The sequence below is a fragment of the Geothrix oryzisoli genome (genome assembly GCF_022808865.1).
Taxonomy (GTDB): Bacteria; Acidobacteriota; Holophagae; order Holophagales; family Holophagaceae; genus Geothrix; species Geothrix oryzisoli.
This window is the reverse complement of sequence record NZ_JAKZLB010000001.1, coordinates 311,904-333,167: the sequence shown is the minus strand read 5'-3', so window position 1 is coordinate 333,167 and position 21,264 is coordinate 311,904. Positions and strand designations below refer to the sequence as shown.

Annotated in this window: 26 protein-coding genes; 6 read left to right on the top strand and 20 right to left on the bottom strand. The window is 68.4% G+C overall.

Annotated elements, in window-relative coordinates:
• Window positions 1-6: 6 nt before the first annotated feature.
• Window positions 7-294 (bottom strand): DUF1844 domain-containing protein, encoded by a 288-nt coding sequence (locus MLE43_RS01480; RefSeq protein WP_275975984.1) that lies wholly within the window; start codon window positions 292-294, stop codon window positions 7-9.
• Window positions 295-480: 186 nt separating this feature from the next.
• On the opposite strand from MLE43_RS01480, the gene MLE43_RS01475 reads away from it, so the two are divergent.
• Window positions 481-1,503, top strand: a complete 1,023-nt coding sequence (locus MLE43_RS01475) for a carboxypeptidase-like regulatory domain-containing protein (protein WP_243301010.1) — start codon at window positions 481-483, stop codon at window positions 1,501-1,503.
• Window positions 1,504-1,568: 65 nt separating this feature from the next.
• Here MLE43_RS01475 and MLE43_RS01470 read toward each other — a convergent pair whose 3' ends face one another.
• From MLE43_RS01470 to MLE43_RS01445, 6 genes are all read right to left on the bottom strand, one after another.
• A complete protein-coding gene (locus MLE43_RS01470; RefSeq protein ID WP_243301009.1) occupies window positions 1,569-2,345 on the bottom strand; it encodes an exodeoxyribonuclease III in 777 nt (258 codons plus the stop codon).
• Window positions 2,346-2,355: 10 nt separating this feature from the next.
• Entirely contained in the window at window positions 2,356-2,697 is a 342-nt protein-coding gene (locus tag MLE43_RS01465; protein WP_243301008.1) for an arsenate reductase family protein, read from the bottom strand.
• Window positions 2,694-3,035 carry a hypothetical protein gene (locus tag MLE43_RS01460; RefSeq protein ID WP_243301007.1) on the bottom strand — a complete coding sequence of 114 codons (342 nt, stop codon included), beginning with the start codon at window positions 3,033-3,035 and terminating at the stop codon, window positions 2,694-2,696. The genes MLE43_RS01465 and MLE43_RS01460 overlap by 4 nt, the downstream gene beginning before the upstream one ends.
• Window positions 3,032-4,933, bottom strand: a complete 1,902-nt coding sequence (metG, locus tag MLE43_RS01455) for a methionine--tRNA ligase (RefSeq protein WP_243301006.1) — start codon at window positions 4,931-4,933, stop codon at window positions 3,032-3,034. Before metG ends, MLE43_RS01460 begins: the two co-directional genes overlap by 4 nt.
• A 21-nt stretch (window positions 4,934-4,954) precedes the next feature.
• On the bottom strand, window positions 4,955-5,530 hold the full coding sequence (locus MLE43_RS01450) for a DNA-3-methyladenine glycosylase I (protein WP_243301004.1): 576 nt from the start codon (window positions 5,528-5,530) through the stop codon (window positions 4,955-4,957).
• 65 nt (window positions 5,531-5,595) lie between these two features.
• Complete coding sequence (locus MLE43_RS01445) at window positions 5,596-6,063, bottom strand: peptidylprolyl isomerase (protein ID WP_243301002.1); 468 nt, start codon at window positions 6,061-6,063, stop codon at window positions 5,596-5,598.
• 129 nt (window positions 6,064-6,192) lie between these two features.
• On the opposite strand from MLE43_RS01445, the gene MLE43_RS01440 reads away from it, so the two are divergent.
• The 3 genes from MLE43_RS01440 to MLE43_RS01430 are packed head-to-tail and all read left to right on the top strand — an operon-like array spanning window position 6,193 to window position 7,900.
• On the top strand, window positions 6,193-6,618 hold the full coding sequence (locus tag MLE43_RS01440) for a hypothetical protein (RefSeq protein WP_243301000.1): 426 nt from the start codon (window positions 6,193-6,195) through the stop codon (window positions 6,616-6,618).
• 2 nt (window positions 6,619-6,620) lie between these two features.
• Window positions 6,621-6,914, top strand: a complete 294-nt coding sequence (locus tag MLE43_RS01435) for a 2Fe-2S iron-sulfur cluster-binding protein (protein ID WP_243300999.1) — start codon at window positions 6,621-6,623, stop codon at window positions 6,912-6,914.
• Window positions 6,911-7,900, top strand: coding sequence for an alpha/beta hydrolase (locus tag MLE43_RS01430; protein ID WP_243300994.1), 990 nt, complete (start codon window positions 6,911-6,913; stop codon window positions 7,898-7,900). The genes MLE43_RS01435 and MLE43_RS01430 overlap by 4 nt, the downstream gene beginning before the upstream one ends.
• A gap of 13 nt (window positions 7,901-7,913) precedes the next feature.
• Here the strand turns inward: MLE43_RS01430 and MLE43_RS01425 are convergent, their stop codons facing one another.
• The 3 genes from MLE43_RS01425 to MLE43_RS01415 all read right to left on the bottom strand — a co-directional run bounded on the left by MLE43_RS01425 (window position 7,914) and on the right by MLE43_RS01415 (window position 10,599).
• Entirely contained in the window at window positions 7,914-8,651 is a 738-nt protein-coding gene (locus tag MLE43_RS01425) for a CsgG/HfaB family protein (RefSeq protein ID WP_243300993.1), read from the bottom strand.
• A gap of 30 nt (window positions 8,652-8,681) precedes the next feature.
• A complete protein-coding gene (locus MLE43_RS01420) occupies window positions 8,682-8,978 on the bottom strand; it encodes an HU family DNA-binding protein (protein ID WP_026853675.1) in 297 nt (98 codons plus the stop codon).
• Between the two features lie 148 nt (window positions 8,979-9,126).
• A complete protein-coding gene (locus MLE43_RS01415) occupies window positions 9,127-10,599 on the bottom strand; it encodes a leucyl aminopeptidase (RefSeq protein WP_243300991.1) in 1,473 nt (490 codons plus the stop codon).
• Between the two features lie 157 nt (window positions 10,600-10,756).
• Between MLE43_RS01415 and MLE43_RS01410 the strand changes: the two genes are divergently transcribed.
• Window positions 10,757-12,046: a chorismate-binding protein gene (locus MLE43_RS01410; protein WP_243300989.1), complete on the top strand. Its 1,290-nt coding sequence runs from the start codon at window positions 10,757-10,759 to the stop codon at window positions 12,044-12,046.
• An 11-nt stretch (window positions 12,047-12,057) separates the two neighbouring features.
• On the opposite strand, the gene MLE43_RS01405 is transcribed toward MLE43_RS01410, so the two are convergent.
• From MLE43_RS01405 to MLE43_RS01370, 8 genes are read right to left on the bottom strand one after another with little or no spacing between them, the layout of a single operon-like run.
• A complete protein-coding gene (locus MLE43_RS01405; RefSeq protein ID WP_243300988.1) occupies window positions 12,058-12,564 on the bottom strand; it encodes an HNH endonuclease in 507 nt (168 codons plus the stop codon).
• Between the two features lie 54 nt (window positions 12,565-12,618).
• Window positions 12,619-13,917, bottom strand: coding sequence for a DNA recombination protein RmuC (locus MLE43_RS01400; protein WP_243300987.1), 1,299 nt, complete (start codon window positions 13,915-13,917; stop codon window positions 12,619-12,621).
• Window positions 13,918-13,923: 6 nt separating this feature from the next.
• On the bottom strand, window positions 13,924-14,358 hold the full coding sequence (tsaE, locus tag MLE43_RS01395) for a tRNA (adenosine(37)-N6)-threonylcarbamoyltransferase complex ATPase subunit type 1 TsaE (protein WP_243300984.1): 435 nt from the start codon (window positions 14,356-14,358) through the stop codon (window positions 13,924-13,926).
• Window positions 14,351-15,745 carry an NAD(P)H-hydrate dehydratase gene (locus MLE43_RS01390; RefSeq protein ID WP_243300982.1) on the bottom strand — a complete coding sequence of 465 codons (1,395 nt, stop codon included), beginning with the start codon at window positions 15,743-15,745 and terminating at the stop codon, window positions 14,351-14,353. The genes tsaE and MLE43_RS01390 overlap by 8 nt, the downstream gene beginning before the upstream one ends.
• Window positions 15,746-15,754: 9 nt before the next feature.
• On the bottom strand, window positions 15,755-16,336 hold the full coding sequence (gene purN, locus MLE43_RS01385) for a phosphoribosylglycinamide formyltransferase (protein WP_243300981.1): 582 nt from the start codon (window positions 16,334-16,336) through the stop codon (window positions 15,755-15,757).
• Window positions 16,333-17,337 (bottom strand): phosphate acetyltransferase, encoded by a 1,005-nt coding sequence (pta, locus tag MLE43_RS01380; RefSeq protein ID WP_243300980.1) that lies wholly within the window; start codon window positions 17,335-17,337, stop codon window positions 16,333-16,335. Before pta ends, purN begins: the two co-directional genes overlap by 4 nt.
• Window positions 17,334-17,696, bottom strand: a complete 363-nt coding sequence (locus MLE43_RS01375) for a hypothetical protein (protein WP_243300979.1) — start codon at window positions 17,694-17,696, stop codon at window positions 17,334-17,336. The genes pta and MLE43_RS01375 overlap by 4 nt, the downstream gene beginning before the upstream one ends.
• Window positions 17,697-17,717: 21 nt before the next feature.
• Entirely contained in the window at window positions 17,718-19,049 is a 1,332-nt protein-coding gene (locus tag MLE43_RS01370) for an aldehyde dehydrogenase family protein (protein ID WP_243300978.1), read from the bottom strand.
• A 149-nt stretch (window positions 19,050-19,198) separates the two neighbouring features.
• Here MLE43_RS01370 and MLE43_RS01365 point away from each other — a divergent pair, with 149 nt between their 5' ends.
• Window positions 19,199-19,384, top strand: a complete 186-nt coding sequence (locus tag MLE43_RS01365; RefSeq protein WP_243300977.1) for a hypothetical protein — start codon at window positions 19,199-19,201, stop codon at window positions 19,382-19,384.
• 3 nt (window positions 19,385-19,387) lie between these two features.
• Here the strand turns inward: MLE43_RS01365 and MLE43_RS01360 are convergent, their stop codons facing one another.
• Both MLE43_RS01360 and MLE43_RS01355 read right to left on the bottom strand, forming a co-directional pair.
• The gene (locus MLE43_RS01360) at window positions 19,388-20,701 is read right to left on the bottom strand and encodes an MgtC/SapB family protein (RefSeq protein WP_243300975.1); all 1,314 of its coding nucleotides are present in this window, start codon (window positions 20,699-20,701) and stop codon (window positions 19,388-19,390) included.
• A 29-nt stretch (window positions 20,702-20,730) separates the two neighbouring features.
• The gene (locus tag MLE43_RS01355; protein WP_243300973.1) at window positions 20,731-21,204 is read right to left on the bottom strand and encodes a hypothetical protein; all 474 of its coding nucleotides are present in this window, start codon (window positions 21,202-21,204) and stop codon (window positions 20,731-20,733) included.
• Window positions 21,205-21,264: the final 60 nt, after the last annotated feature.

Below are 21,264 nucleotides of genomic sequence, written 5' to 3'. Positions count from 1 at the left end.
CGCGACTCATGGCTTGGGGCCTGCGGGAGCGCTCGCGGCCGGTTTGAGGTCCATCAGCCGCATGCGGAGGCCATAGAGGAGGTCCTCAAGCTGGCGCGTCTCCGCGTCATCCCGGGAGCCCTCGGTCTTCTCCTTGAGCACTCCGAGAAGGTCCACATAGAACCTCGCCACAGCCGGATTGGCAGGCGGGACTTCCTTCATCAGGGGATGCGGCACACCAAGGGCCATAAGCGCCTGTTCTGTCAGGAGATGCATCAGGGCGGTCAAGGAGGCTTCCGGCACCGCTTGATTCATGGACTACCTCGAACACTTTCAGGACTTGTCTGCCGGGAAGCCTACCACAGCCCGAATTTTCCTGCATCCGGCCCGAGTTGCCTCACCTCGCCGGGGAACGGGAGACCGGCAAAGCGCCTTTTTGACGAAAAGCACTCGGCGCAGAAGCGACCCTGTGGAACGATGGATGGGTTTGGAGGAAGCCCCATGCGACGCCTCGTTCTCGCCCTCATGCTCCCGGTCCTCTGCCTCTCTGTCCAGGCAGAGCAGACAGGCCGCATCTCCGGAAAGGTCCTCAACAAGGAGGGCAAGCCCGTCCCCGGTGCCAAGGTCAACCTCAAGCGGACCGACCGGGCCTGGACCAAGGACCTGTTCCCCGACAAGAGCGGCAACTTCCTCCAGGTGGGTCTCGAGCCCAAGGAATTCGAGATGACCGTCAGCGCGCCTGGCTACGTGGACTTCAAGGAAATCGTCAAGATCCCCCTCGCCGATGTCCTGGTGAAGAACATCACCCTCCTGACTCCGGCCGAGGCCCGGACGGCCGCCCCCGCGACCGGCGGGACCCAGGCCACGCCCGAGGACCCCGGCGCCGCCCTGGATGCCGAGGGCCGCGATGCCTTCAACGCCGCCATCCCCCTCTACAACGAAGGCAAGTACGAGGAGGCCCTCCCTCAGGTGGACAAGGCCTACAAGACCCTGACCGAGGCCATGACGAAGCTGAAGGATGAGACGACCAAGACGGAGCTTGCGCCCGAGCTCCTGAAGATCGAGCGTGTGCTGGGCATCTGCATCGCCCAGGCCGGCACCAAGAAGGAGGAGGCTGAGCCGTACCTCCTGAAGGCCCTCGAGCGGAACCCGAAGGACGAGCGCGTGATCGCCGGCCTCATCGAGACCAGCAAGGCCAAGGCCGACAAGGCGGCCGAGCAGAAGTACACCGCCATGCTGGAGGCCATCCAGGGGCCCAACCCGGACCTGATCTACAACAAGGGGGTCGAGGCCTTCAATGCCGGCAAGACCAGGGAGGCGAAGACCCAGCTGCTGAAGGTCCTGGAGGTCGATCCGAAGTACGCCGAGGCGCACTACCTGCTGGCCATGGTCGAATTCGGCGAAAACAATTTGCGGGGCACCAAGCAGCACCTCGAGAAGTACATCGAGCTCGCGCCCGCCGGCAAGAACGCCGCGACTGCCAGGGAGATGCTCAAGGATCCCTCCCTCAAGAAGATCCACTAGCCGTCGTTCGCGGCAAAAGGAGAGGGCCCCGGTCGGGGCCCTCTCCTTTTGCCGTCAGAACCAGATCAAAGCAATTCAAGGCTGATGGGGCAGTGGTCCGAACCCAGCACCTCGGCATGGATGCGGGTGTCCTTCACGCGGTCCAGCAGCGTCCGGCTGGCGAGGAACAGGTCGATCCTCCATCCCACATTCCGCTCCCGGGCGCCCCCCCGGGCCGTCCACCAGGTGTAGAGGCCGGGCACGTCGGGGTTACGCTCCCGCAGCACATCCGCGAGCCCGGCGCCCAGGTAGAGCTTGAAGTCCTCGCGCTCCTCAGGCGTAAAGCCCGGATTCTTGGTGTTGTCCTTGGGACGCGCCAGGTCGATCTCCTCCGGGGCCACATTCATGTCGCCGGTGAGGATCACCTGATCCCCGGCCTGGTGGTGTTTGGCCACGATGGCGGCGAGATCCCGGGCGAACTGGCGCTTGAAGGGGAGGCGCACCAGCCCCTGGGAGGCGTTCGGGAAGTAGCCGCCGATGAAGACGAGCTTGTCCTTCCGCGAGACGATCATGCGGCCTTCGGCGTCGTAGCCGTCGATGCCCAGACCCTTGGCGTGGGTGAAGCCCAGCTCCTTTTTCGAGAGGGTGGCCGAGCCCGCGTAGCCCTTCTTGCTCGTGGCGGGGAACCAGCACACGTCGTAGGCGCTCTCGATCTGGCGCCGCACGCCCAGGTCCGCCTCCTCCCACTCGCACCGGATCTCCTGGAGGGAGAGCACCTCGGGTTCCGTCTCTTCCAGCCAGTCCATGAAGCCCTTCTTCAGGACCGACCGGAAGCCGTTCACGTTCCAGCTGTAGAAGCGCATGCGTCCTCCTTCAGCGGACCAGTCTCGCATAAGCTTCCGCATCGAAACCAATGACTGTGCCCTTGGGGTGCACCAGGATGGGCCGCTTGAGCAGGTTGTTGTCCTGCACCATCAGGGAGATGGCCTCGGCCTTGGACAGATGGCGGTCCTTCAGGCCGAGTTCCTTGTACTTGGGACTTTTCGTCCCCAGCATGGGCGCGGGGTCCGCGGGGAGCAGATGCTCCAGTTCTCCAGCCTCCAGCGGCTTCTTGAAGTAGTCGCGGACCTCCACCTCGAGGCCCAGCTCCGCCAGCTTCGCCTTGGCGTTGCGGCAGGTGGTGCAGCTCGACTTCATCCAGAGCACGGGCTTCACAGTTCCTCCACGAACCGGTCCAGCAGACGATCCGTCCGCCAGCGCAGCAGGCCGAACAGCAGGAAGGCCGACCAGCCCTTCATGCGGCCCTCGAGCTGGAGGTGGGCGCCCTTGGGGTCCGGGGCGACGGTCAGTCGTCCGGATTCCACCGCGCCCGCCACCCGGCGCGTCCAGGTCAGCTCCAGGCGGCCCTCGCGCTCCTCGACCGGCGCCCAGCGCTTCAGGGAGCCCAGGCTCTTGAAGGCCTCTGGAGCCCTCTCCCGCAGCCGCCCGACGATGTGATCGTAGGGGGCATCGGTGAGGAGCTCGGCCTCGAAGCTGAAGACCGGCTGTTTCACTTCACCAGGAACCCGGGCAGGGCGTCGGCCGGCGGTGCCACCAGGTAAGGCTTGCTGGCACTGTCACTGGCGGCCAGCAGCATGCCGTGGCTCTCGATGCCCATGAGCTTGCGGGGCGCGAGGTTCGCCACCACGACCACAAGGCGGTTCAGCAGATCCGCCGGCTCGTAGGCCTTGCCGATGCCGCCCACGATGGTGCGCTGCTCGAGCCCGATGTCGACCCTCATCTTGATGAGCTTGTCGCTCTTGGGCACACGCTCAGCCTCGAGGACCTTCCCCACCCGCAGGTCCACCTTGAAGAAGGTGTCCGCATCCACGGTCTCGCGGATCTCCGGCACGTCCAGGGTGGGTTTCACCTCGGCCGATGCGGCGGAAGCTTCCAATTCGCTCATTTCCTTCTCCTTGTCGATGCGCTGGAACAGGGGCTTCGGATCGCCGATGGGGCCGCTGGCGGGGCCGTCCAGGGCGAAGCCGTGGAAGGTGCGGTCCGCGACCTTGGTGCCGTGGCCCAGGCTTTCCCACAGGGTCTGGGCCAGCTCGGGCATCACGGGGGCCACCAGCAGGGCCGTGGCGCGCAGGGCCCGGTAGAGGATGGCCAGCACGGCGTCCAGCTTGGGATCGTTGGCGGGGTCCTTGGCCAGCTTCCAGGGTTCGGCCTTCACGATGTAGCCGTCCAGGGTCCGCAGGTAGGTCCACAGGGTGTCCAGGGCGCCGTGGAAATTGTTCGCCCGCGCCTGCTCCAGGTACTCGGGGAACACAGCCAGCAGCTGCTGGGCCATCTCACGGTCGAGCTCGTCCATGACCGTGGGCGTGGGTACGACGCCGCCGCGATAGCGCTGGATCATGCTCAGGGTGCGGGAGGCCAGGTTGCCCAGGCCGTTGGCCAGATCGGCGTTGAGCCGATCCATGAATCCCTCGTAGCTGAAGCCGCGGTCATGGCCCACCTGCATGTCGCGCATGAAGTAGAAGCGGAGCGCGTCGTTGCCGAAGCGCAGCAGGGTGTCGGGGCGCACCACGTTGCCCTTGCTCTTGGACATCTTGTCCTCGCCCATGAGCCACCAGCCGTGGGCCAGGATGGTCGTGGGCTGGAACATGCCCGCCGCCATGAGGAAGGCCGGCCAGTACACGGCGTGGAAACGCAGGATGTCCTTGCCCACAAGCTGGAGGTCCGGGGGCCAGGTGTTGACCGGGCAGCCCGTGAGGTAGTTCAGGAGGGCATCGAACCACACGTAGATGACATGCTTCTCGTCGCCGGGCACGGGAATGCCCCAGCTGATGCTGGTGCGGCTGATGGAGAGGTCCTGCAGGCCGCCCTCCACGAAGCGCTTCACCTCGTTGAAGCGGAAGTCCGGCTGGACGAACTCCGGGTGCTCCTCGTAGTACTTCAGCAGGCGATCCTGATAGGCGCTCAGGCGGAAGAAGTAGGTCTCCTCCTCCAGCTCCACCAGCTGGTGGGCAAGACCCTGGGCCTGCAACTCCTTGGCCTGGGTCTCCGTGACATAGGCCTCGTCGCTGACCGAGTAGAGGCCCTTGTAGGTGGCCTTGTAGATGTCGCCCTTGTCCAGCAGGCGCTTGAAGAGGCGCTGCACCTGGGCCTTGTGGTCCTCGTCCGTGGTGCGGATGAAGCGGAAGTGCGTCATGCCCATGCGCTGCCAGAGGTCCGTGTAGTTGGCCACCACCTCGTCGGCCAGCTGCTTGGGCGTGATGCCCCGGGCCGCGGCGGCCTTCTCCACCTTCTGGCCGTGTTCGTCCGTGCCCGTCAGGAAGTAGACCTCCTCACCGCGCATGCGGTGGAACCGGGCGATCACATCCGCCAGCACCGTCGTGTAGGTGTGGCCGATGTGCGGGCGGTCGTTGACGTAGTAGATGGGCGTGGTGATGTAGAAGGGCTTGGACACGGGAACTCCGAGCCTTCCAGTCTACAGCGAGTCAGGCCCCTGGCGCTTCCAGCAGGTGGCCAGGTGGTCATTCACGAGGCCCAGGGACTGCAGGTAGGCGTACATGATCGTGGGCCCCACGAAGGTGAAGCCCCGCTTCTTGAGCGCCCGGCTCAGGGCCTCGGCCTCCGGGGACACGGCCGGAACCTCCGCCAGAGTGCGGGGATGGTTCACTTTCGGGGCTCCGCCCACGAAGGGCCACAGGAAGGTGTCGAAGCTGCCGAATTCCCGCTGCACCGCCAGGAAGGCATGAGCGTTCTTCCGGGCAGAGAGGACCTTCAGGCGGTTCCGCACAATGCCCGGGTCCTGGAGGGCGGTCTCCAGCTCGGCATCGGTCATCGCCGCGACCTTGACCGGGTCGAATCCGTGGAAGACCCGCCGGTAGGCCTCCCGCTTGCGCAGCACCGTGATCCAGCTGAGCCCGGCCTGGGCCCCTTCCAGCACCAGCTTCTCGAAGAGGCGCCGGTCGTCGTGCTGGGGGACGCCCCATTCCTCGTCGTGGTAGGCGATGTAGAGCGGATCCTCGCCACACCATCCGCAGCGGACCTTCTTGTCCATGCCCTTCCCCTCCATCATGGAAACAGGGCGGCCGGGCCGCCCTGTTTCCATGATCCAGATGAAACCTAAGCCTCGACCACCGTCGCCTTGAGGATGCGGTCGTTGGCCCTGATGGCCTGGACCACCTTGATGTCCGCATCGGACACGCACTGGCCGAAGACCGTGTGCACGCCGTCGAGGTGCTGGACGTTGCGGCGGTCGCCGTTCACCACGAAGAACTGGCTGCCGCCCGTGTCCTTTCCGGCGTGGGCCATGGAGAGGGCGCCCAGCTTGTGCTGGTGGGGGTTGCCCGCCGTCTCGCACTTGATCTTCCAGCCGGGGCCACCGGTCCCGGGCATGCCCGAGGCGCCGGGCTTGGTGTTGGGGCACCCACCCTGGATGACGAAATCGGGAATGACGCGGTGGAAGGCCAGGCCGTCGTAGAAACCGGCTTCGATGAGCTTCACGAAGTTCGCCACGGTACCCGGGGCCTCCTTCGGGAAGAGCTCCAGGTTGATATCGCCCTTGTCGGTCTGGAAGAGCACACGGGTCATGGTTCACCTCTCGGGTTCAATCCCCCAGAATAGAAGCCCCTCCCCCCGGAGTCAGCATGAACTTCTTCCGCGTCGGCTCCTGAGACCTCGAGGCCCCTCATCGCATATCATCAAGGATCCGGAGGTTTCATGAAGCTTCACCCCCTCGTTCCCGCCCTGGTGCTGCTGGGATCCATGTCCTACCTGGGGTGCCGCAAGGTTCCCCTGACTCCCAGGTCCCCGATCCCGGCGGGAACGGTCGTCTTCCGGTTCACCCACAAGGTGCAGGGCCCCGTGGAACTGAGCCTCGATGGCTCGCGCATCCCGGTCCAGCAGCTGCCGAAAGGCGCGACCAGCCTCGTGGTGAAGGGCCTCGCCTCCGGCAAGCACCGGTTCTTCCTCACCAGCCAGCGGGAAACCTTCAGCCCCGATCTGGGTGAGGTGGAGATGGGCGCCGATAAGGGGGTCTACCAGATCACCCTGGTCCAGAAACTGAACGCCGTGCTCTACGGCAAGCCCGACCCCCTGCCCACCGCTGAGGGCCTGCCGGGCGTGACCGCGACACTCGCCAAGTAGCGATGGCACTGGTGGCCCGCACCCGCCGGGCGGATCTCGTCATCGGCGGGCGGGGAACCCTGATGGGGCGCTGCGTGGCCGGAGGCCTGCCGGTGGCTTCGGCCTGCTCGGGCCAGGGCGCCTGCGCCAGGTGCCTGGTGACGGTTCTGGCCGGAGCGGCGCATCTGAGCCCGCCCCGCCCCCACGAGTCCCGGACGCTGGATCGCAACGAGGCCGCTTCAAACCAGCGGCTCAGCTGCCAGTGCCGGGTCACCGATCCTTCCGCCGACGTCCTGATCACCACGGGCTACTGGTGAAGCCGCGGACCTGGATCACCCTGTCCGCCCTGCCCTTGCTGGCGGTGGGGACCTTCGTGGCCTGGAAAGCCCGGATGGTCGCCCGGGAACTGGTGGACCCGCCCTTCTACCGCCCCCAACCCCTGATCCGCGTGGAGGGCACCTACCGCGACCTCGCCGCGGGCAGCGATGGGGACCCCGGCGGGATCTGGACCTCGGAGGAAGTGGAGGGCCTGCAGCTCTGGCGCCTCCAGCGCAAGGCCCCGTCTCCAGGCGTGGTGCTGCTGCTCCATGGTTTCGGCGACGACCGCTGGGGCACCAGCCCGGCCCTGAAATGGTTTCCGGGCCTGGATGCCGCGATCTTCACCTACCGGCGGCGGGACGATGCCCTCCGGGCCGGAGGGCCGGCCCCGGCCGTGACCTTCGGCGTGGCCGAATCCCGGGATGTGGTCCGCATCGTCCATCACCTGGAGGCCTCGGGGATCCCCCGCAGGAGGATCCTCCTGCTGGGCCGGAGCCTGGGTGCGTCCGTGGGCCTGATGGCCTTGGCCGACCTGGAGCGGGAAGGCCGTGGGCCCCTCGCGGGGCTCATCTGGGAAGGCGCCCCCGCCAGCAGCCGGAGCTTCGCCGAGCGGCTGGTGCGCGGACCCGAGGACCGCTGGTGGCATGGCCTCGCCCCACCGATCGGGGCCTTGGCCAGCTGGGCCGCAGGGCGCATGGGCGCCTACGATCCCGCGGCGACGGATCTCCTGCACCGCACCGGAGACCTTCGCTTCGCCACGCCCAGCGTGTGCTTCCTCGCCACCCAGGACCGGCTCGCGCCTCCGGCGGTCCAGCGGGCCGTGGCCGCGCGCTTCGCCTCGATCCGGGTGATCGAGGTGCCCACCTGGCACCTGCATTGCGCGGAGGTCCTGGGGCCGGCCTACGCCGGAACCATCCGGGAAGCCGTGGGCAGCTGGTTCCCGGACACAACTGGGGGACCCGGAAGGCCCCCCATGAATCCCTGAACCGGCTGAGGACTTAGTCCTCTTCGTGGGCCGCGACCGTGGCGCGCAGCAGCTTGGGGGTGATGCGCTGGACGATGGGCTCGAAGACCTTGTTCACCAGCTCCTCGTCGTACTGCACTTCGGCGCCGGTGCCGGCCACCTTCACGCTGGTGTCGGAGATCTTGTCCTCATCCTTCCAGGCGCCCAGGATCTCGCCCGTCTCCACCTCGATGAGGCGGATGTCCAGACGGCCCGTGAACGAGGCCTTCTTCACATTCACGCTCCCGGCCACCGCGCCGGCCATGCCGTCGCCCGTGACCTTGCTCACCAGGGCGCCCACGCCCCAGCCGGTGCCGAAGCCGCCCTCCTTGTAGGCGAAGCGCGTGATCTTGCCGGTCATCACGTATTTCACGCCCAGCAGCTTGCCGATCTTCTGCACCGTGGCGGTATCGACCTCGCCGCTCTGCTGGAAGTTCAGTTCCTCGCGGATCTCGGACAGCCGCTCACGCTCGATGACGCGGATCTTGTTCCGCCCCTTCTCCATGATCTCGGTGGTGAAGAGGTCGCGGAGCTGGTTGGAGATGGTGCTCATCTGGTTGCCCCAGCCGCCGAAGCGCCAGCCGTGCCACGCGTCGGGAGCGGCCTTGAATTCGAGGATCGCGATGCGGGGCAGCTTCGCCTTCTCCTCCTTGGACATCTTCTTCTGGGCCAGGGCGGGTGTCGCGACAGCCACGACGGCCAGCAGGGCGAGGAGCAGCTTGCGGAAACGCATGGGGACTCCCTGGAGGGTGGGTTGGACGGTCTACTCGTCGATCAACTTGCTGCGCAGTTCCTTGCCCAGCTTGAAATAGACCACGCGCTTGGGGGGAACCTGGATGCTCTCCCCACTGCGGGGGTTCCGGCCCTGGCGGGCCCGCCGGTCGCGCAGGCGGAAGCTCCCGAAGCCGCGCAGTTCCACGCCTTCGCCGGTCTTGAGGGATTCGATGATGCTCTCCAGGAAGGTGTTCACCAGGAGATCCGCATCCTTCTTCCCGAGTTCGAGCCGCTCCATCAGGTGCCGGGAGAGGTCAGCCTTGGTAAGGGTCTCCATCGCTTCCATGGGAACTCCGAGGGGGTTGGGCACTCAGGTAGGTTGAAGGCAGTCCTCAATAAATCCCCATCCGTGCCTCCCGGTCAAGAGGGATATCTTCACCCATTTGAAAAAAAGGGGGGCGATGCCCCCCTTGGCCCAGTCTCGCGCCCCGGGATCAATCCATGAGCCATTCCAGGAGGAACCGAGGGCCCTCCCCGCTGGCGCCGTGGGTGCGATAGTCCCGCTCCTTGCCCGACCAGCTGCCGGCCAGGTCGATGTGGGCCCAGGAGGCGCTGCCCACGAACTCCCGGAGGAAGAGCCCCGCCGTGATGGTCCCGCCCCAGCGGATGCCGGTGATGTTCTTCAGGTCAGCCAGCGGGCTCTTGAGCAGCTCGGTGTACTCCTCCACCAGGGGAAGCTGCCAGAGGTGCTCGCCCGCGGCGCTCCCGGCATCCAGGAGCCGGTCCACCAGCTTCTGGTCCGTGCCCATGACCGCGGAGACGCCATCGCCCATGGCGATGAGTGCGGCGCCCGTGAGCGTGGCCAGGTCCACCACATGGTCCGCGCCCAGCTCCCCGGCGTAGTGGAGCAGGTCCGCCAGCACCAGCCGGCCCTCGGCGTCGGTGTTGAGCACTTCGATGGTCTTGCCGCTCCGGCTGCGAAGGACATCACCGGGCTTGTAGCTGGAGCCCGACGGCATGTTCTCCACCAGGCCGAGGAGGCCGGTCACCTGCACCGGAACCTCCAGCTGGGCGCAGGCGGCGAGGGTGGCCAGGACGATGGCGGCCCCGGTCATGTCGTCCTTCATGGTCTCCATGCCGGAGGCATCCTTGAGGGACAGGCCGCCCGAGTCGAAGCAGACGCCCTTCCCCACCAGCACCACATGCTTCTTGGGTTTCTCCTTGGGCTTGTACTCAAGCTTCACCACGCGGGGGGGGCGCACGCTGCCCTGGCCGACGGCCAGTACCGAGCGGAATCCGCCCTTCTCCAGGGCCGGCACATCCAGCACCTCGCAGTGGAGCTTGTGCTGCTTGGCCAGCTTCACGGCCAAGTCGGCGAACACCTCGGGATAGAGATCGCCGGCAGGGGTGTTGGCCAGGTCACGGACCCGGTGGCAGGCGGTGACGCCAGCCTCGATGATGGGCAGCTTGCGGCGGGCCTTGCGCGTGTCATCCCCGTTGGTGAAGATCTCGATGGACGAGAACTGCTTGGCCTCCTGCTTGCCGCCCTTGAAGGTCACCAGATCGTAGTTCGCGAGCAGCGCGCCCTCTGCCACGGCGGCCTGCACCGCATCGTGGTCCATCGTGGAGGTGGACGGGGACAGCACGCCGATCTTCTTCCACTTCTTCTTCAGGCAGAAGCGGCCGGCCGTTCCCACGGCCTTGCGGATCTTGTTGAGAGTCACCTTCTCTTCATCGCCCAGGCCGACCAGCACCATCCAACGGCTCTCCTTGACACCATTGGGGTGATGCAGCGGCACAACTTCGAGATAGTCAGCCTTGAAATCCTCCTCGTCCATCACCTGGCGCGCAACCTTGCTGATGGCAAGCGGCAGACGATGGCGTTCGCGCCCGGAGAACACCGGAACGATCAACGCATCTCCGGCGAAATCTTTTCCGGTCTGAGAACTGATATCCACTGAAGGCATGGGAGTTCCTCCTGGTTCAAGAGCCTAAGTCCTGTTGAAAAAAAAGAAAAGCCTGTTTTGCATCGCTATTTGTCACGGCCAAGCAATTTATTAGTGACACCTTTTTCAACACTAGGGGATAGAGTCAGTTCCGGAAACCAATGGGAAGATGGTCTCCATGGATCTCGCCCCCCGGCACCGCCGACCCTTCCCCCTCCCGGGCCCCTGGCCCGCCTGCGCGCGAGATCTCCTCCGGCGGGGGGCCGCCTGGCTCCACACCGGCGGCACTGGAGACGGAATCCTGGGCCTTCCCGACAGCGTGACCCTCACCTCCCGTTGGTCCGGTTCAGCCTGGACCACCCACCTGGGCGGCCGGATCCGTCCCGGAACTCCCTGGGAAGCCCTGGCTTCCGCCCTTCCAGGGCATCCGGGACCCTGGATCGGCGCCGCCTCCTTCGAGCTGGCCTGCGATGAGGCCGCTCTGCCCCGCCAGGAGCTGGCTCCCGGCACCCTGGGGCAGCACTGGCGGGCCATCGGGCAGGCCCTGCGCGTGCAGGGGGATGAGGCCGAGTTGTGGTCCTGGGGCGAGCAGCCCCCGGATCCGCGGACCTGGGAGACCGGCCTCCGAACCGGAGCCTGCTCAGTTCCCGCCTCCACCCCCCTGGACCTGCTTCCCCGCTGGGCCGAATCCGACCATCGGGCCGCGGTCGAGACGCTCCGGGAGTGCATCCTCGAAGGCGGGTTCTACGTGGCCAACCTCTGTGTTCCTTTTGGTTCGACATTTCATGGAGATCCGGTGGAGCTGGCCTTGGGAGCCTTCGGCCGGGCCCGTCCTCCCTTCGGCGCCCTCCTGGACCTCGGCGACCTCCACCTCCTCTGCCTGAGCATGGAACGACTCCTGTCCCGCCGGGGGGACCGCCTCTGGTCCCAGCCCATCAAGGGCACCGTCCCTCTCACCGGGGACGCGGACCGGGACCGGCGGGCCGCGGAGGCCCTGACCGCGGACCCCAAAGAACGGGCCGAGCACACCATGATCCTGGATCTGGTGCGCAACGACCTGGGCCGCGTGGCCCGGACCGGCAGTGTGCGAGTCTCCCATCCCATGGCCGTGGAGCCCTACCCCACCGTGCAGCACCTCGTCAGCACCGTGGAGGCTGAGGCCCGCCCAGCGCTGGGCCTGGCGGACCTGTTGCGCTCGGTCCTCCCCGGCGGCAGCGTCACGGGCGCGCCCAAGCATGCGGTCTGCGGGCACCTGGCCCGCACCGAAGCCGCGCCCCGCGGCTTCTACTGCGGAGCCCTGGGCTGGATCGCTCCCAGCGGCGACCTGGATCTGGCCCTGCCCATCCGCACAGCCCAGATCGCCGGGGGAGCCCTCACCTACTGGGCCGGAGGGGGCATCACCCGGCGCAGCGACCCGGCCCGGGAGTGGGCAGAGCTGGTCCTGAAGACCCGCGCCATCACGGGATGATGAGTGGCTGATCAGGCCGCGCTGGCCCGTTTGAGCAGCTCTTCGAAACGCTCGAAGAGGTGCGCTCGGGGGCCCTTGGGCTGGCGCTTGAGGACCATACCGGCCTGATCGGGTGTGCGGCCGCCCTTCACCTGGTTGCAGGCCAGGCAACAGCCCACCAGGTTCTGCCAGGTGGTGGAACCGCCCTGGCAGAGGGGGATCACGTGATCCACAGTCGTGGCCTTCCGCTGGCAGCCCTCGTACTGGCAGAGGTAGTGGTCCCGACGCAGCACCCGGCGCTCCAGGCGGCCGATCAGGAGCTTGGAATCGCTGCAGGCCTGGGCATGCGGAAAGATGATGAGCTCCAGGCTCCCATCGAGGTTCCGGTGCCGTTCGAAGGTCGCCGGATTGAGCACATGGGCGCGTCCCGCCACCACGGCACAGAGGGCCCGCCTCCGGCTGACTTCCTGCATGGGGACATAGTTCCGGTCGACGGCAATCACCTCGCCTGCCCCGTGACGTTCACGTCCCTTCAGCATCACACCCCCGGATTGGCCCGTATCCTAAGGCAATCCGTCGATTTGTGAAGTGAATTATTCATTCAAATTGGACAAAACAGGCACGCTTTCATTGGAAGAATCGTCCAGCAGGCCCACAGAACCGACCTCCGGGGCTGCCTCCACTCCGGCCAACTTCTTTTCCATCTGGTCCCGCCGGGCGGCGACATCGCCCAGCTTGCCACTGGCCTCCTCCAGTTTCTTCTGGACCGCCGCCAGGGCCACCCCGAACCGGCCGAACTCGGCCTTCACCTGTCCGAGCACCTTCCAGATCTCGCTGGTCTGCCGGCTGATGGCCAGAGTCTTGAAGCCCACCTGGAGGCTGTTGAGGAAGGCGGTGAGCGTGGTGGGACCGACCAGGATGACCTTGCATTCCCGCTGCAGCCGCTCGAACAGGCCTGGTCGGCGGAGCACCTCCGCGTAGAGCCCCTCGAAGGGGAGGAAGAGCAGGCCGAAGTCCGTGCTCTGGGGCGGGACGATGTATTTGTCGCGAATGTCGCGGGCCTGGGAGAGCAGCCTCACCTCCAGGGCCCGTCCCGCGGCCTCCACAGCCACGAGGTCACCCACCTCGTAGGCTTCCATCAGGCGCTGGTAGTCCTCCAGGGGGAACTTGGCGTCGATGGGCAGCCACACCGGGCCATTCTCGTCAGGCCCCGGCAGCTTCACCGCGAATTCGACCACTTCGGGCGATCGCGGCCGGATGTGGACATTGGCCTGGTACTGGCCCGGAGAGAGGAACTGCTCCAGCAGCGCCCCCAGCTGGGCCTCGCCGAGGACGCCCCGGGCCTTCACGTTGGTCAGTGCCCGCTTCAGGCCGCCCACATCCTGGGCCAGCCCCTGCATTTCGCCCAGCCCCCGCTGGACCTGTTCCAGCCGCTGCGCCACCAGGTTGAAGCTCTCGCCCAGGCGCTTCTCCAGCGCCTCGTGCAGCTGCTCATCCACGGTACGGCGCATCTGCTCGAGTTTTGCCTCGTTGGATGCCTGGAGGGCCTCCAGCCGCTGCTGGACCTGCTGCTGGACCAGCCCCAGCTGGACCGCCTGCTCCGACCGTGAGGCCCGGAGCGCCTCCTGGATTGCGAGGGTGAACTGGCGGAAACCCTCCGCCAGCTTCTCGGCCTGGGCCGCCCGAAGTTCACCGAGCTCTGCCACCAGGGGGTGGATCTGCGCCGCGAGCGCCTGGTGGGATTCGGCGCGGTTTCTCGAGGCCAGTTCCTCGGCGTGGCGCCGCAGCGCCTCGAACAGCGCAGGGTCCGCCGGGGCCCGTCGCAGGGCGGCCCAGCTGGCGAGAAGGGCCGCAAGGCAGGCAAGCAGGGAGAGGACCAGAGGGAGGCTCATGCCCCATCATCCTCCGGTTGATTCGCCAGGCAGTGTCCATTCGGCCCGTCGGCCCTCCCCTTCGGGAGTCAGTGACAGCTCGGCCACCCAGTCCGAGGGCCAGGGGCCATCCGGGCCCGCCCATTCCACCACCAGGCGGTCCGCGGGGCCGATGCTCTCCTCCAGGCCCAGGGCCCAGGCACCTTCAGGGCCCGGGCGGTAGAGGTCGAGGTGGAAGAGACGCCCGGCCGGCAGCCCGTAGCGATGCAGCACGGCATAGGTGGGCGAGGCCACCTCGTCCGGGTCACCCCCCAGTCCGCGCAGAAACCCCCGGGTCCAGGTGGTCTTGCCGGCCCCCAACTCCCCGTGGAGCAGCCAGGTGCCGCCGGGCGGCGTGACCCGGGCCAGGGCTTCGCCCAGAGCCTCGGTGGCGGCGTCGTCGGCGAGGTATCTCTCAGCCACGCAGCAGCTCCGGAAGCTGATCCGCCAGATCCCGCGGCAGCAGGCCGGCGCCCGGAAGGCGGTCCGCCGCGGCGCCGTGCAGCCAGGCCGCGGCCGCCGCCGCTTCGCGCATGGGCAGGCCCTGGGCGCGGAGCCCGGCCACCATGCCCGCCAGCAGATCCCCGCTACCGCCGGTGGCGAGCCCCGGATGCCCTGTGGGATTGATCCACAGGTCGTCCCGGGCGCCCCCCGCCAGGACGCTCTGCGCCCCCTTGAGCAGCAGGACGCCGGGTTGCCCGGCGGACACCTGCCGGGCCTGGGCCAGGCGCTCATCCATCAGCAGCGGTCGCGGCAATCGGAACAGGCGGGCGAATTCCCCGGGATGGGGCGTGATGGCGGTGCCGGGCCGCTCCATCCACCGCTTCCCTTCGCCCTCCTTCAGGGCGGAGGCATCCAGGACCAGGGGGCCGTCCCAATCGGGTATCTGGGACACGCCGCCCGGCCCCACCAGAAGGACATCGGCTTCGACGGTCACTGCCCCCTGCCAGGGCCGCACCATGGCCTCGGGCACCTGGGCCGCCACCTCGGAGCGGACTTCGGGATCCGTCAGCACGGTGACCAGGCCCGCACCCACCCGCAGAGCGCCCAGGGCCGCCAGCACGGCGGCACCGCTCATGCCCACGCTGCCTGCGCGGATGGCCACGTGCCCGAAGCTGCCTTTGTGGGCGTTCCAGGCTCTCGGGGGGAGGACGGGGCGCTCCAGGAGCTGGATGATGGCCTGGGGCGTCCGGTCCAGCGGAATGGGAACCACCGTGATCCCGCCGCAGGCTTCCCGGGCGGGCATCAGGCCGTGGCAGACCTTGCGGTGCCCGAAACAGGCAGTCCGGGTGGCGGTGACCGCCTCACCGGGGATCTCCGCAGAGCTGGGGTCCAGGCCAGACGGCAAGTCCAGGGCCAGCACGGGCAGCCCCGAGGCGTTCAGGGCCCGCACCCAGGCCAGGGCGGCGCCTTCCAGCGGCCGCGTGGTCCCCAGTCCGAAGAGCCCGTCCACCACCCAGCCCCGCCAAGCCGCCATGACCTCCGCCGGAGCCACGGAGGTCCGGATCTCTCCGCCGAGCCCTTTCCACAGCCGGGCCTGATGGGCGGCGTCGCCCACCCACCCCGGCTGGGCGGAAGGCGACCAGACCGACACCTCGCGCCCATCCAGGCGGGCCAGACGGGCCAGGGCCAGGGCATCGCCCCCGTTGTTGCCGGGGCCGGCCAGGACATGGATCGGTTCGCCCGGCGGGACCAGGGCCAAGGCCCCCAGGGCCGCGTGCTCCTGAAGCACCAGGGACGGGATGCCCCAGCCCTCGATGGCCTGGCGCTCCGCGGCCCGCATCTCGTCGGCGGTGAGGAGGGGGATCATGGCGACAGTCTATGCCTGTTTGGCCAGGTAGGCGGCCAGGGCCTTCGGGTACAACTCCATCTCGGCGGCATAGACCCGCTTCTGCAGATCCTCCGGGGTATCGCCCGGAAGGACGGGAACCCGCAGCTGGTCCAGGATCCGCCCGTGGTCGTATTCGGTGTCCACCAGATGCACCGTGGCCCCTGATTCGGACTCGCCGGCCGCCAGGACGGCCCGGTGGACGTTCATGCCGTACATGCCGGGTCCGCCGAACCGGGGCAGCAGGCCCGGGTGGATGTTGAGGATGCGGCCTTCCCAGCGCCGGGGCACGGCCAGCTTCTTCAGCCAGCCGCACAGACAGATCACCTCCGCATCCGCAGCCTCGGCGGCCTGGTAGCAGGCCTCGGAGAAGGCTTCGTCCGAGGCGAAGTCCTGCCGGACGACCGCCACCACGGGCAGCCCCTCCCCCTCGAGCCGCGGGATGCCCCCGGCCTTGGCCGTGGAGGCGAGACCCAGGACGGGCACGGCCGGCACCCGGCCCTCGCGGCAGGCCCTGAGCAGGTTCAGGGCATTGCCGCCGGTGCCGGAGATGAAGAACGCGATTCGCTTCACTGGAGGGCCGTCAGCACCGCCACATCCGCGATGTCCTGGGCGCTGCAGCCGCGGCTCAGATCGTTGGCCGGGCGGGCCAGCCCCTGGAGCAGCGGACCCAGGGCCACGGCCCCGCCCAGGCGCTCGGTGAGCTTGTAGGAGATGTTGCCGGCGTCCAGGTCGGGGAAGACCAGCACGTTGGCCCGGCCCGCCACCGGAGAGCCCGGCGCCTTCCGCTGGCCCACGGAGGCCAGCAGGGCCGCATCGGCCTGCAGCTCCCCATCCACGGCCAGATTCGGCGCCCGCTCCTTGACGATGGCGAGGGCGGCCCGCACCTTGTCCACCCGGGCGTGTTCGGCGGAACCGCGGGTGGAGAAGCTGAGCAGGGCCACCCGGGGCTCCACATCCATGACCCGGCGGGCGTTCTCCGCCGAGGCCAGCGCGATGTCCGCCAGCTGCTCAGGCGTCGGATCCGGCACCACGGCGCAGTCCGCGAAGATCATGGCGCCCTGCTCACCGAAGGCGGTGTCGGGGTGGATCATGAGGAAGAAGCTCGACACGGTCTTGATGCCCGGGGCGGCGCCGATGGCCTGGAGGCAGGCCCGCACCGTCTCCGCCGTGGTGTTCAGGGCGCCCGCCACCATGCCGTTGCAGGAGCCGGCCTGCACCAGCATGGCGCCGAACCAGAGCGGATTGTTCACCGCCTCCAGGGCCTGCGCCTCGGTGATGCCCTTGGCCTTGCGTCGCTCATAGTAGGCACCGGCCAGCTCGGGAAGCAGGGGGCTGGTGGCGGGGTCCACCAGCGTCGCGCCTTTCAGGGACAGGCCCAGGGCCGAGCCGCGCTTCGCCATGTCGGCGGGATCGCCCAGCAGGGTGAGGCGGCAGAGCCCCTGGTCCAGCAGCAGCTGGGCGGCCTGGAGGGTGCGGTCATCCCGGCCCTCGGGCAGGACGATGTGGCGCTTCAGGGCCTTGGCGCGGTCGCGGAAGCGCGCCATCCAGCGGGCGTGATTGGCGTGACTCATGGGTTCCTCCGGTGTCGGGATGAGGGTTTGGGCGCAGGGGGATCGGCCAGGAACGCATGGGGATCCTGGCCCGTGCGGTCGAGGAACGTGTCCGCGAGGCTGGGGGCGCCGGAACTGGGTTCGTCGAGGTACAGGGTCTCGACCCGGTGCATGGGCAGGAAGCGGGTGCTCAGCGCCACCTGATCGGCCTGGCCCGTGCGGACCAGGCTCAGGACCTCGGTCCAGGGAGAGAGATCGACGCCCCGCACCGCGATGCCTGAGGCTTCCAGCCCGAGGATCCGCCCCCAGAGGCGTTCCCGCGGGGAATGGAGGACCACCACCACGAGGTCGCCGGGACGGAAGGGCATGGACAGGGGCATGGTTCGGCTCCAGGTCGATTCTTACAGGGCCGGGCCTTCGACGATGAGACGGCCTTCGGTGAAGCCCTCCATCGCCCACCGGGGTCCCTCGAAGCCGTTGCCACTGGCGCCGACTCCGCCGAAGGGCGCTGCATCCAGGCGGAAGGTGGGCGGCAGGTTCAGCAGCACACCGCCGGCCCGCAGCTTGGACTCCGCCAGGCGGAGGTGCCGCTGGTCCCGGCTGTAGGCGCTGGCCCGCAGGCCGAAGCGCGTGGCGGCCGCGCGCTCGAGGCCCTCCGCGAAGCTGGCCACCGGCGTCAGCACCGTGATGGGTGAGAAGACCTCCTCGCACTGGAAGGGGTCGTCTTCGGGCAGGCCCGCAAGAATGGCGGGCGGCAGCAGCGCCCCCTGGCGCGTCCCCCGCAGGAGCACCTCCGCGCCCGCCGCCACGGCGCGATCCAGGCCCGCATCCATCCGCCGGGCCGTGGCTTCGTCGATGAGCGGCCCGACCACCGTGGCGGGATCCATGGGGTCGCCCACCGGCAGGGTCTGCACGGCCGCCACGAAGGCCGCGGCGAAGGCGGGCCACAGATCCCGGTGCACATAGATCCGCTGGGCCTTGGAGCAGCTCTGCCCGGCCCCGGCGACAGCGGCCGGGGCCAGCTGCCGGGCTACGGCCCCGGCATCCACGCCTGCATCCACCACCACCGCGCCATTGCCGCCCAGCTCCAGCAGCAGCCGCCGACCGGCGAGGACCTTCTCGAGATGCCGTCCCACCCGCTCGGAACCGGTGAAACTCACCGCCGCGAGGCGGGGATCCTTCGCCAGCTCCTCGGCGGCGACGGGATCCGGGGCGGCCATCTGGAGCAGGCCCGCGGGCGCCTCCACCTGCCGGCGCGCGGCGTCGAAGGTCTCCCAGAGCCGCGCCGAGGTACGTGGCGCCTGGGGGCAGGGTTTCCAGATCACACTGCAGCCCGCGGCCAGGGCGGGTCCCAGCTTGTGGATCGCCAGGTTCACGGGGAAGTTGAAGGGCGTGATCGCCAGGACGGGGCCCACCGGGAACCGGCGGAGGACCGCCCGGCAGCCTTCGGCCCCCGCCATCAGGTCGTAGGGCACGGCCTCTTCGCCGAAACAGCCCACAGCCTCGGCCGTGGCCCGCAGGGTGGCCTCGCCCCGGCCCACCTCGCCCCGGGCCAGGGTGATGGGCTTGCCGGTCTCTTCGGTGAGGAGCCGGGCGAGGTCCTCCCGGGCCGCTCCGACCTGCTCCAGCCAGGCGTCGATGAGCCGCCGCCGCTGCATCCGGGTGGCCTCCCGCCAGGCCTCGAAAGATGCCAGGGCCGCCTCGACCAAGCCATTCTCACGCGCCGCCATCATGGTCCATCCTCCACGGAATGCTCGAGTCGCGCCCCGGCGCGGATCCAGCTTAACGCTGGCCTGCGGTGCCGGGCCTTGAGGGCGGTCACATCCGGACCGGCGGGGCCCCTGGCATGCTGCGTTAGAATCTGGGGGATAGGAGCACCACCATGACCAAGCCTCTCGTCCCCGCCGATCTGCTGAAGCAAGTCCAGGCCGCGGACAAGCCGGTTTCCGTGGCCAGCGCCGGAAAACCGAAGGCCGATTCCCATCCCAAGCCCATGGTGAAGGCCTCCGCCCGGCCCCAGGGCAAGAGCTCCGTGGCCCACACCCGCATGAGCAACCGGGGCAAATAGCCCCTACATCTTCAGGCTCACGGCCGCCACCGCCAGGGCCACCACCAGGGAGGCGGCCAGCATCGCCGTCAGGCGCTGGCCGAAGGCGCGCCCGCCTGAGATCCACGCAAAACCGGCCTTGGCGAGGGTGTTGGCGGCGATCGCCGTGACGATCGCGAGGACTGCCGTGCCCGCCGAGAGGCTGCTGGTGTGGATCTGACTGCTCACCGCAAGGGTGATGGGGTCCACGTCCGCCACACCGGAGAGGCCCGCCGTCACGATCAGCCCCCGGTCCCCGAACCAGGCCCGGGCGGCCGCGGAGACGAGCATCACGGTGGCCAGCGCGAGGCCCCAACCCAGGGCCCGTTTGAGGTGGAAGGGATTGCGGAGGGGCATTTCACCGGCGCCCGCGGTTCGGGCCGAGCCTGAGCGGAAGGTCCACCAGACCGCAGCCAGGAGCATGGCCACCATGGCGGCCATGGGCAGCAGCAGGGGACGCACCAGGTCCGGACCGCCGACCACGCCAGCCAGAATGACCACGCGCACGCCCATGACGGCGCAGGCCAGCATCACGGCCGCCTGCCCATGTTCACAGAAGGTCGGATCCTCCCTGGCCTGCCGCGACATGGTCACGGTGACCACGGTGGAACTGACCATGCCCCCCACCAGCCCCGTCATGAACGCCCCGCGCCGGGAGCCCAGCACGCGGTTGAGGGCGTACCCCAGGAAATCCACCGCCGCGATGAGCGCCACCATCCAGCCGACCTTTTGCGGGGAGAGGACGCCCCAAGGGTCCAGCGCCCGGGGGGGCAGCAGCGGAAGCATGATGGCGAAGACGATGAGGAGTTGCATGGCGGAGGTCAGATCCTCCCGGTGCAACCGAGGGATCCAGGCCCGGAACCAGGGCTTGGACAGCAGCAGCAGGGTCACGATCACGGCCAGGGCGACCGCGAGCAGCGCATCTCGCGTGAGGAGCATGCCCAGCAGGGGCGCGGCCAGGGCCGCGATCTCTGTGGTGAGGCCGCGGTCCGGCGAGCTGGTCTGGTGATAGAAGAGCCCGATCAGGAGCGCCGCGAAGGCCTGCACCGCGATGGGCATGGCCAGCCCCTCCCCGCCGACCTTCACGGAGATCCATCCGAGCAGCGTCAACAACGCGAACGTGCGGGCCCCCAGGCTGCCGTGGAGGGACTCCCCCCGATCCGATTCCCGGCGCTGGGGCTCGTCGTGGCTTTCCTGGGTACGTTCAAACCCGCTGCGCTCCCGCTCCAGACCCATCATCAGGCCCAGGGCCACGGCCATGGCCGCTTCCTTCAGGGTGGCAAAGTCGAGGCTCAACATGGCGCGCTCCCGAGGGTCCCGATCTGTCCCTAATCGGCCGGATGCCAGATCTGGATGTGACTGATGCGTTTCAGGACTTCGCCCACAAGGTCCGGCGCCGCGTGGCCGTAGGTGCGCGACCGGAAGGCCGCTCCACCGGGCAAGTGGATGACGTGGACCGAGGCCCCCCCCGGGAAATCCGGATGGCGGGCCAGCGGACGGGCGAGGGACTCCAGATCCAGGTGGTCAAGCCAGTCCTGGGGCAGCGGGTTGGTCCGGGCCCCCGGAACCAGGGCCCCGACCTCCCGGGCCTGCAGGAGGACCAGGTGCCAGCTTCCATCTCCCCATCCCCGCCAGCTCAGGAAGGGGGGCAAGGCCCCAAAGGAGATGCCCCCCTTGCGGAGCTCCGGCCAGACTCTCAAGGAGACGATGCCAGCCGCATCCGCGGCCGCCATGGCGAGGTGGGCCAGGTCCGGCTCACGGGGGGGAATCCAGGGTTCCACGCTCCACATGCCGACGAGCATGGCAGATCGGGTAGGCTTGGGCCCATGTGTACGATGCCCCAGCGCGGCTTGCAAACGGCC

Coding starts and splice junctions, on each gene's coding strand:
- pta (WP_243300980.1), bottom strand. CDS start 17,337: ATGAGTCACGCCAATCACGCCCGCTGGATGGCGCGCTTCCGCGACCGC.
- MLE43_RS01410 (WP_243300989.1), top strand. CDS start 10,757: ATGGATCTCGCCCCCCGGCACCGCCGACCCTTCCCCCTCCCGGGCCCC.
- MLE43_RS01360 (WP_243300975.1), bottom strand. CDS start 20,701: ATGTTGAGCCTCGACTTTGCCACCCTGAAGGAAGCGGCCATGGCCGTG.
- MLE43_RS01435 (WP_243300999.1), top strand. CDS start 6,621: ATGGCACTGGTGGCCCGCACCCGCCGGGCGGATCTCGTCATCGGCGGG.
- MLE43_RS01370 (WP_243300978.1), bottom strand. CDS start 19,049: ATGATGGCGGCGCGTGAGAATGGCTTGGTCGAGGCGGCCCTGGCATCT.
- MLE43_RS01470 (WP_243301009.1), bottom strand. CDS start 2,345: ATGCGCTTCTACAGCTGGAACGTGAACGGCTTCCGGTCGGTCCTGAAG.
- MLE43_RS01355 (WP_243300973.1), bottom strand. CDS start 21,204: ATGCTCGTCGGCATGTGGAGCGTGGAACCCTGGATTCCCCCCCGTGAG.
- MLE43_RS01475 (WP_243301010.1), top strand. CDS start 481: ATGCGACGCCTCGTTCTCGCCCTCATGCTCCCGGTCCTCTGCCTCTCT.
- MLE43_RS01480 (WP_275975984.1), bottom strand. CDS start 294: ATGAATCAAGCGGTGCCGGAAGCCTCCTTGACCGCCCTGATGCATCTC.
- MLE43_RS01415 (WP_243300991.1), bottom strand. CDS start 10,599: ATGCCTTCAGTGGATATCAGTTCTCAGACCGGAAAAGATTTCGCCGGA.
- MLE43_RS01390 (WP_243300982.1), bottom strand. CDS start 15,745: ATGATCCCCCTCCTCACCGCCGACGAGATGCGGGCCGCGGAGCGCCAG.
- MLE43_RS01375 (WP_243300979.1), bottom strand. CDS start 17,696: ATGCCCCTGTCCATGCCCTTCCGTCCCGGCGACCTCGTGGTGGTGGTC.
- MLE43_RS01425 (WP_243300993.1), bottom strand. CDS start 8,651: ATGCGTTTCCGCAAGCTGCTCCTCGCCCTGCTGGCCGTCGTGGCTGTC.
- MLE43_RS01405 (WP_243300988.1), bottom strand. CDS start 12,564: ATGCTGAAGGGACGTGAACGTCACGGGGCAGGCGAGGTGATTGCCGTC.
- MLE43_RS01440 (WP_243301000.1), top strand. CDS start 6,193: ATGAAGCTTCACCCCCTCGTTCCCGCCCTGGTGCTGCTGGGATCCATG.
- MLE43_RS01365 (WP_243300977.1), top strand. CDS start 19,199: ATGACCAAGCCTCTCGTCCCCGCCGATCTGCTGAAGCAAGTCCAGGCC.
- MLE43_RS01450 (WP_243301004.1), bottom strand. CDS start 5,530: ATGGACAAGAAGGTCCGCTGCGGATGGTGTGGCGAGGATCCGCTCTAC.
- MLE43_RS01400 (WP_243300987.1), bottom strand. CDS start 13,917: ATGAGCCTCCCTCTGGTCCTCTCCCTGCTTGCCTGCCTTGCGGCCCTT.
- MLE43_RS01420 (WP_026853675.1), bottom strand. CDS start 8,978: ATGGAAGCGATGGAGACCCTTACCAAGGCTGACCTCTCCCGGCACCTG.
- MLE43_RS01445 (WP_243301002.1), bottom strand. CDS start 6,063: ATGACCCGTGTGCTCTTCCAGACCGACAAGGGCGATATCAACCTGGAG.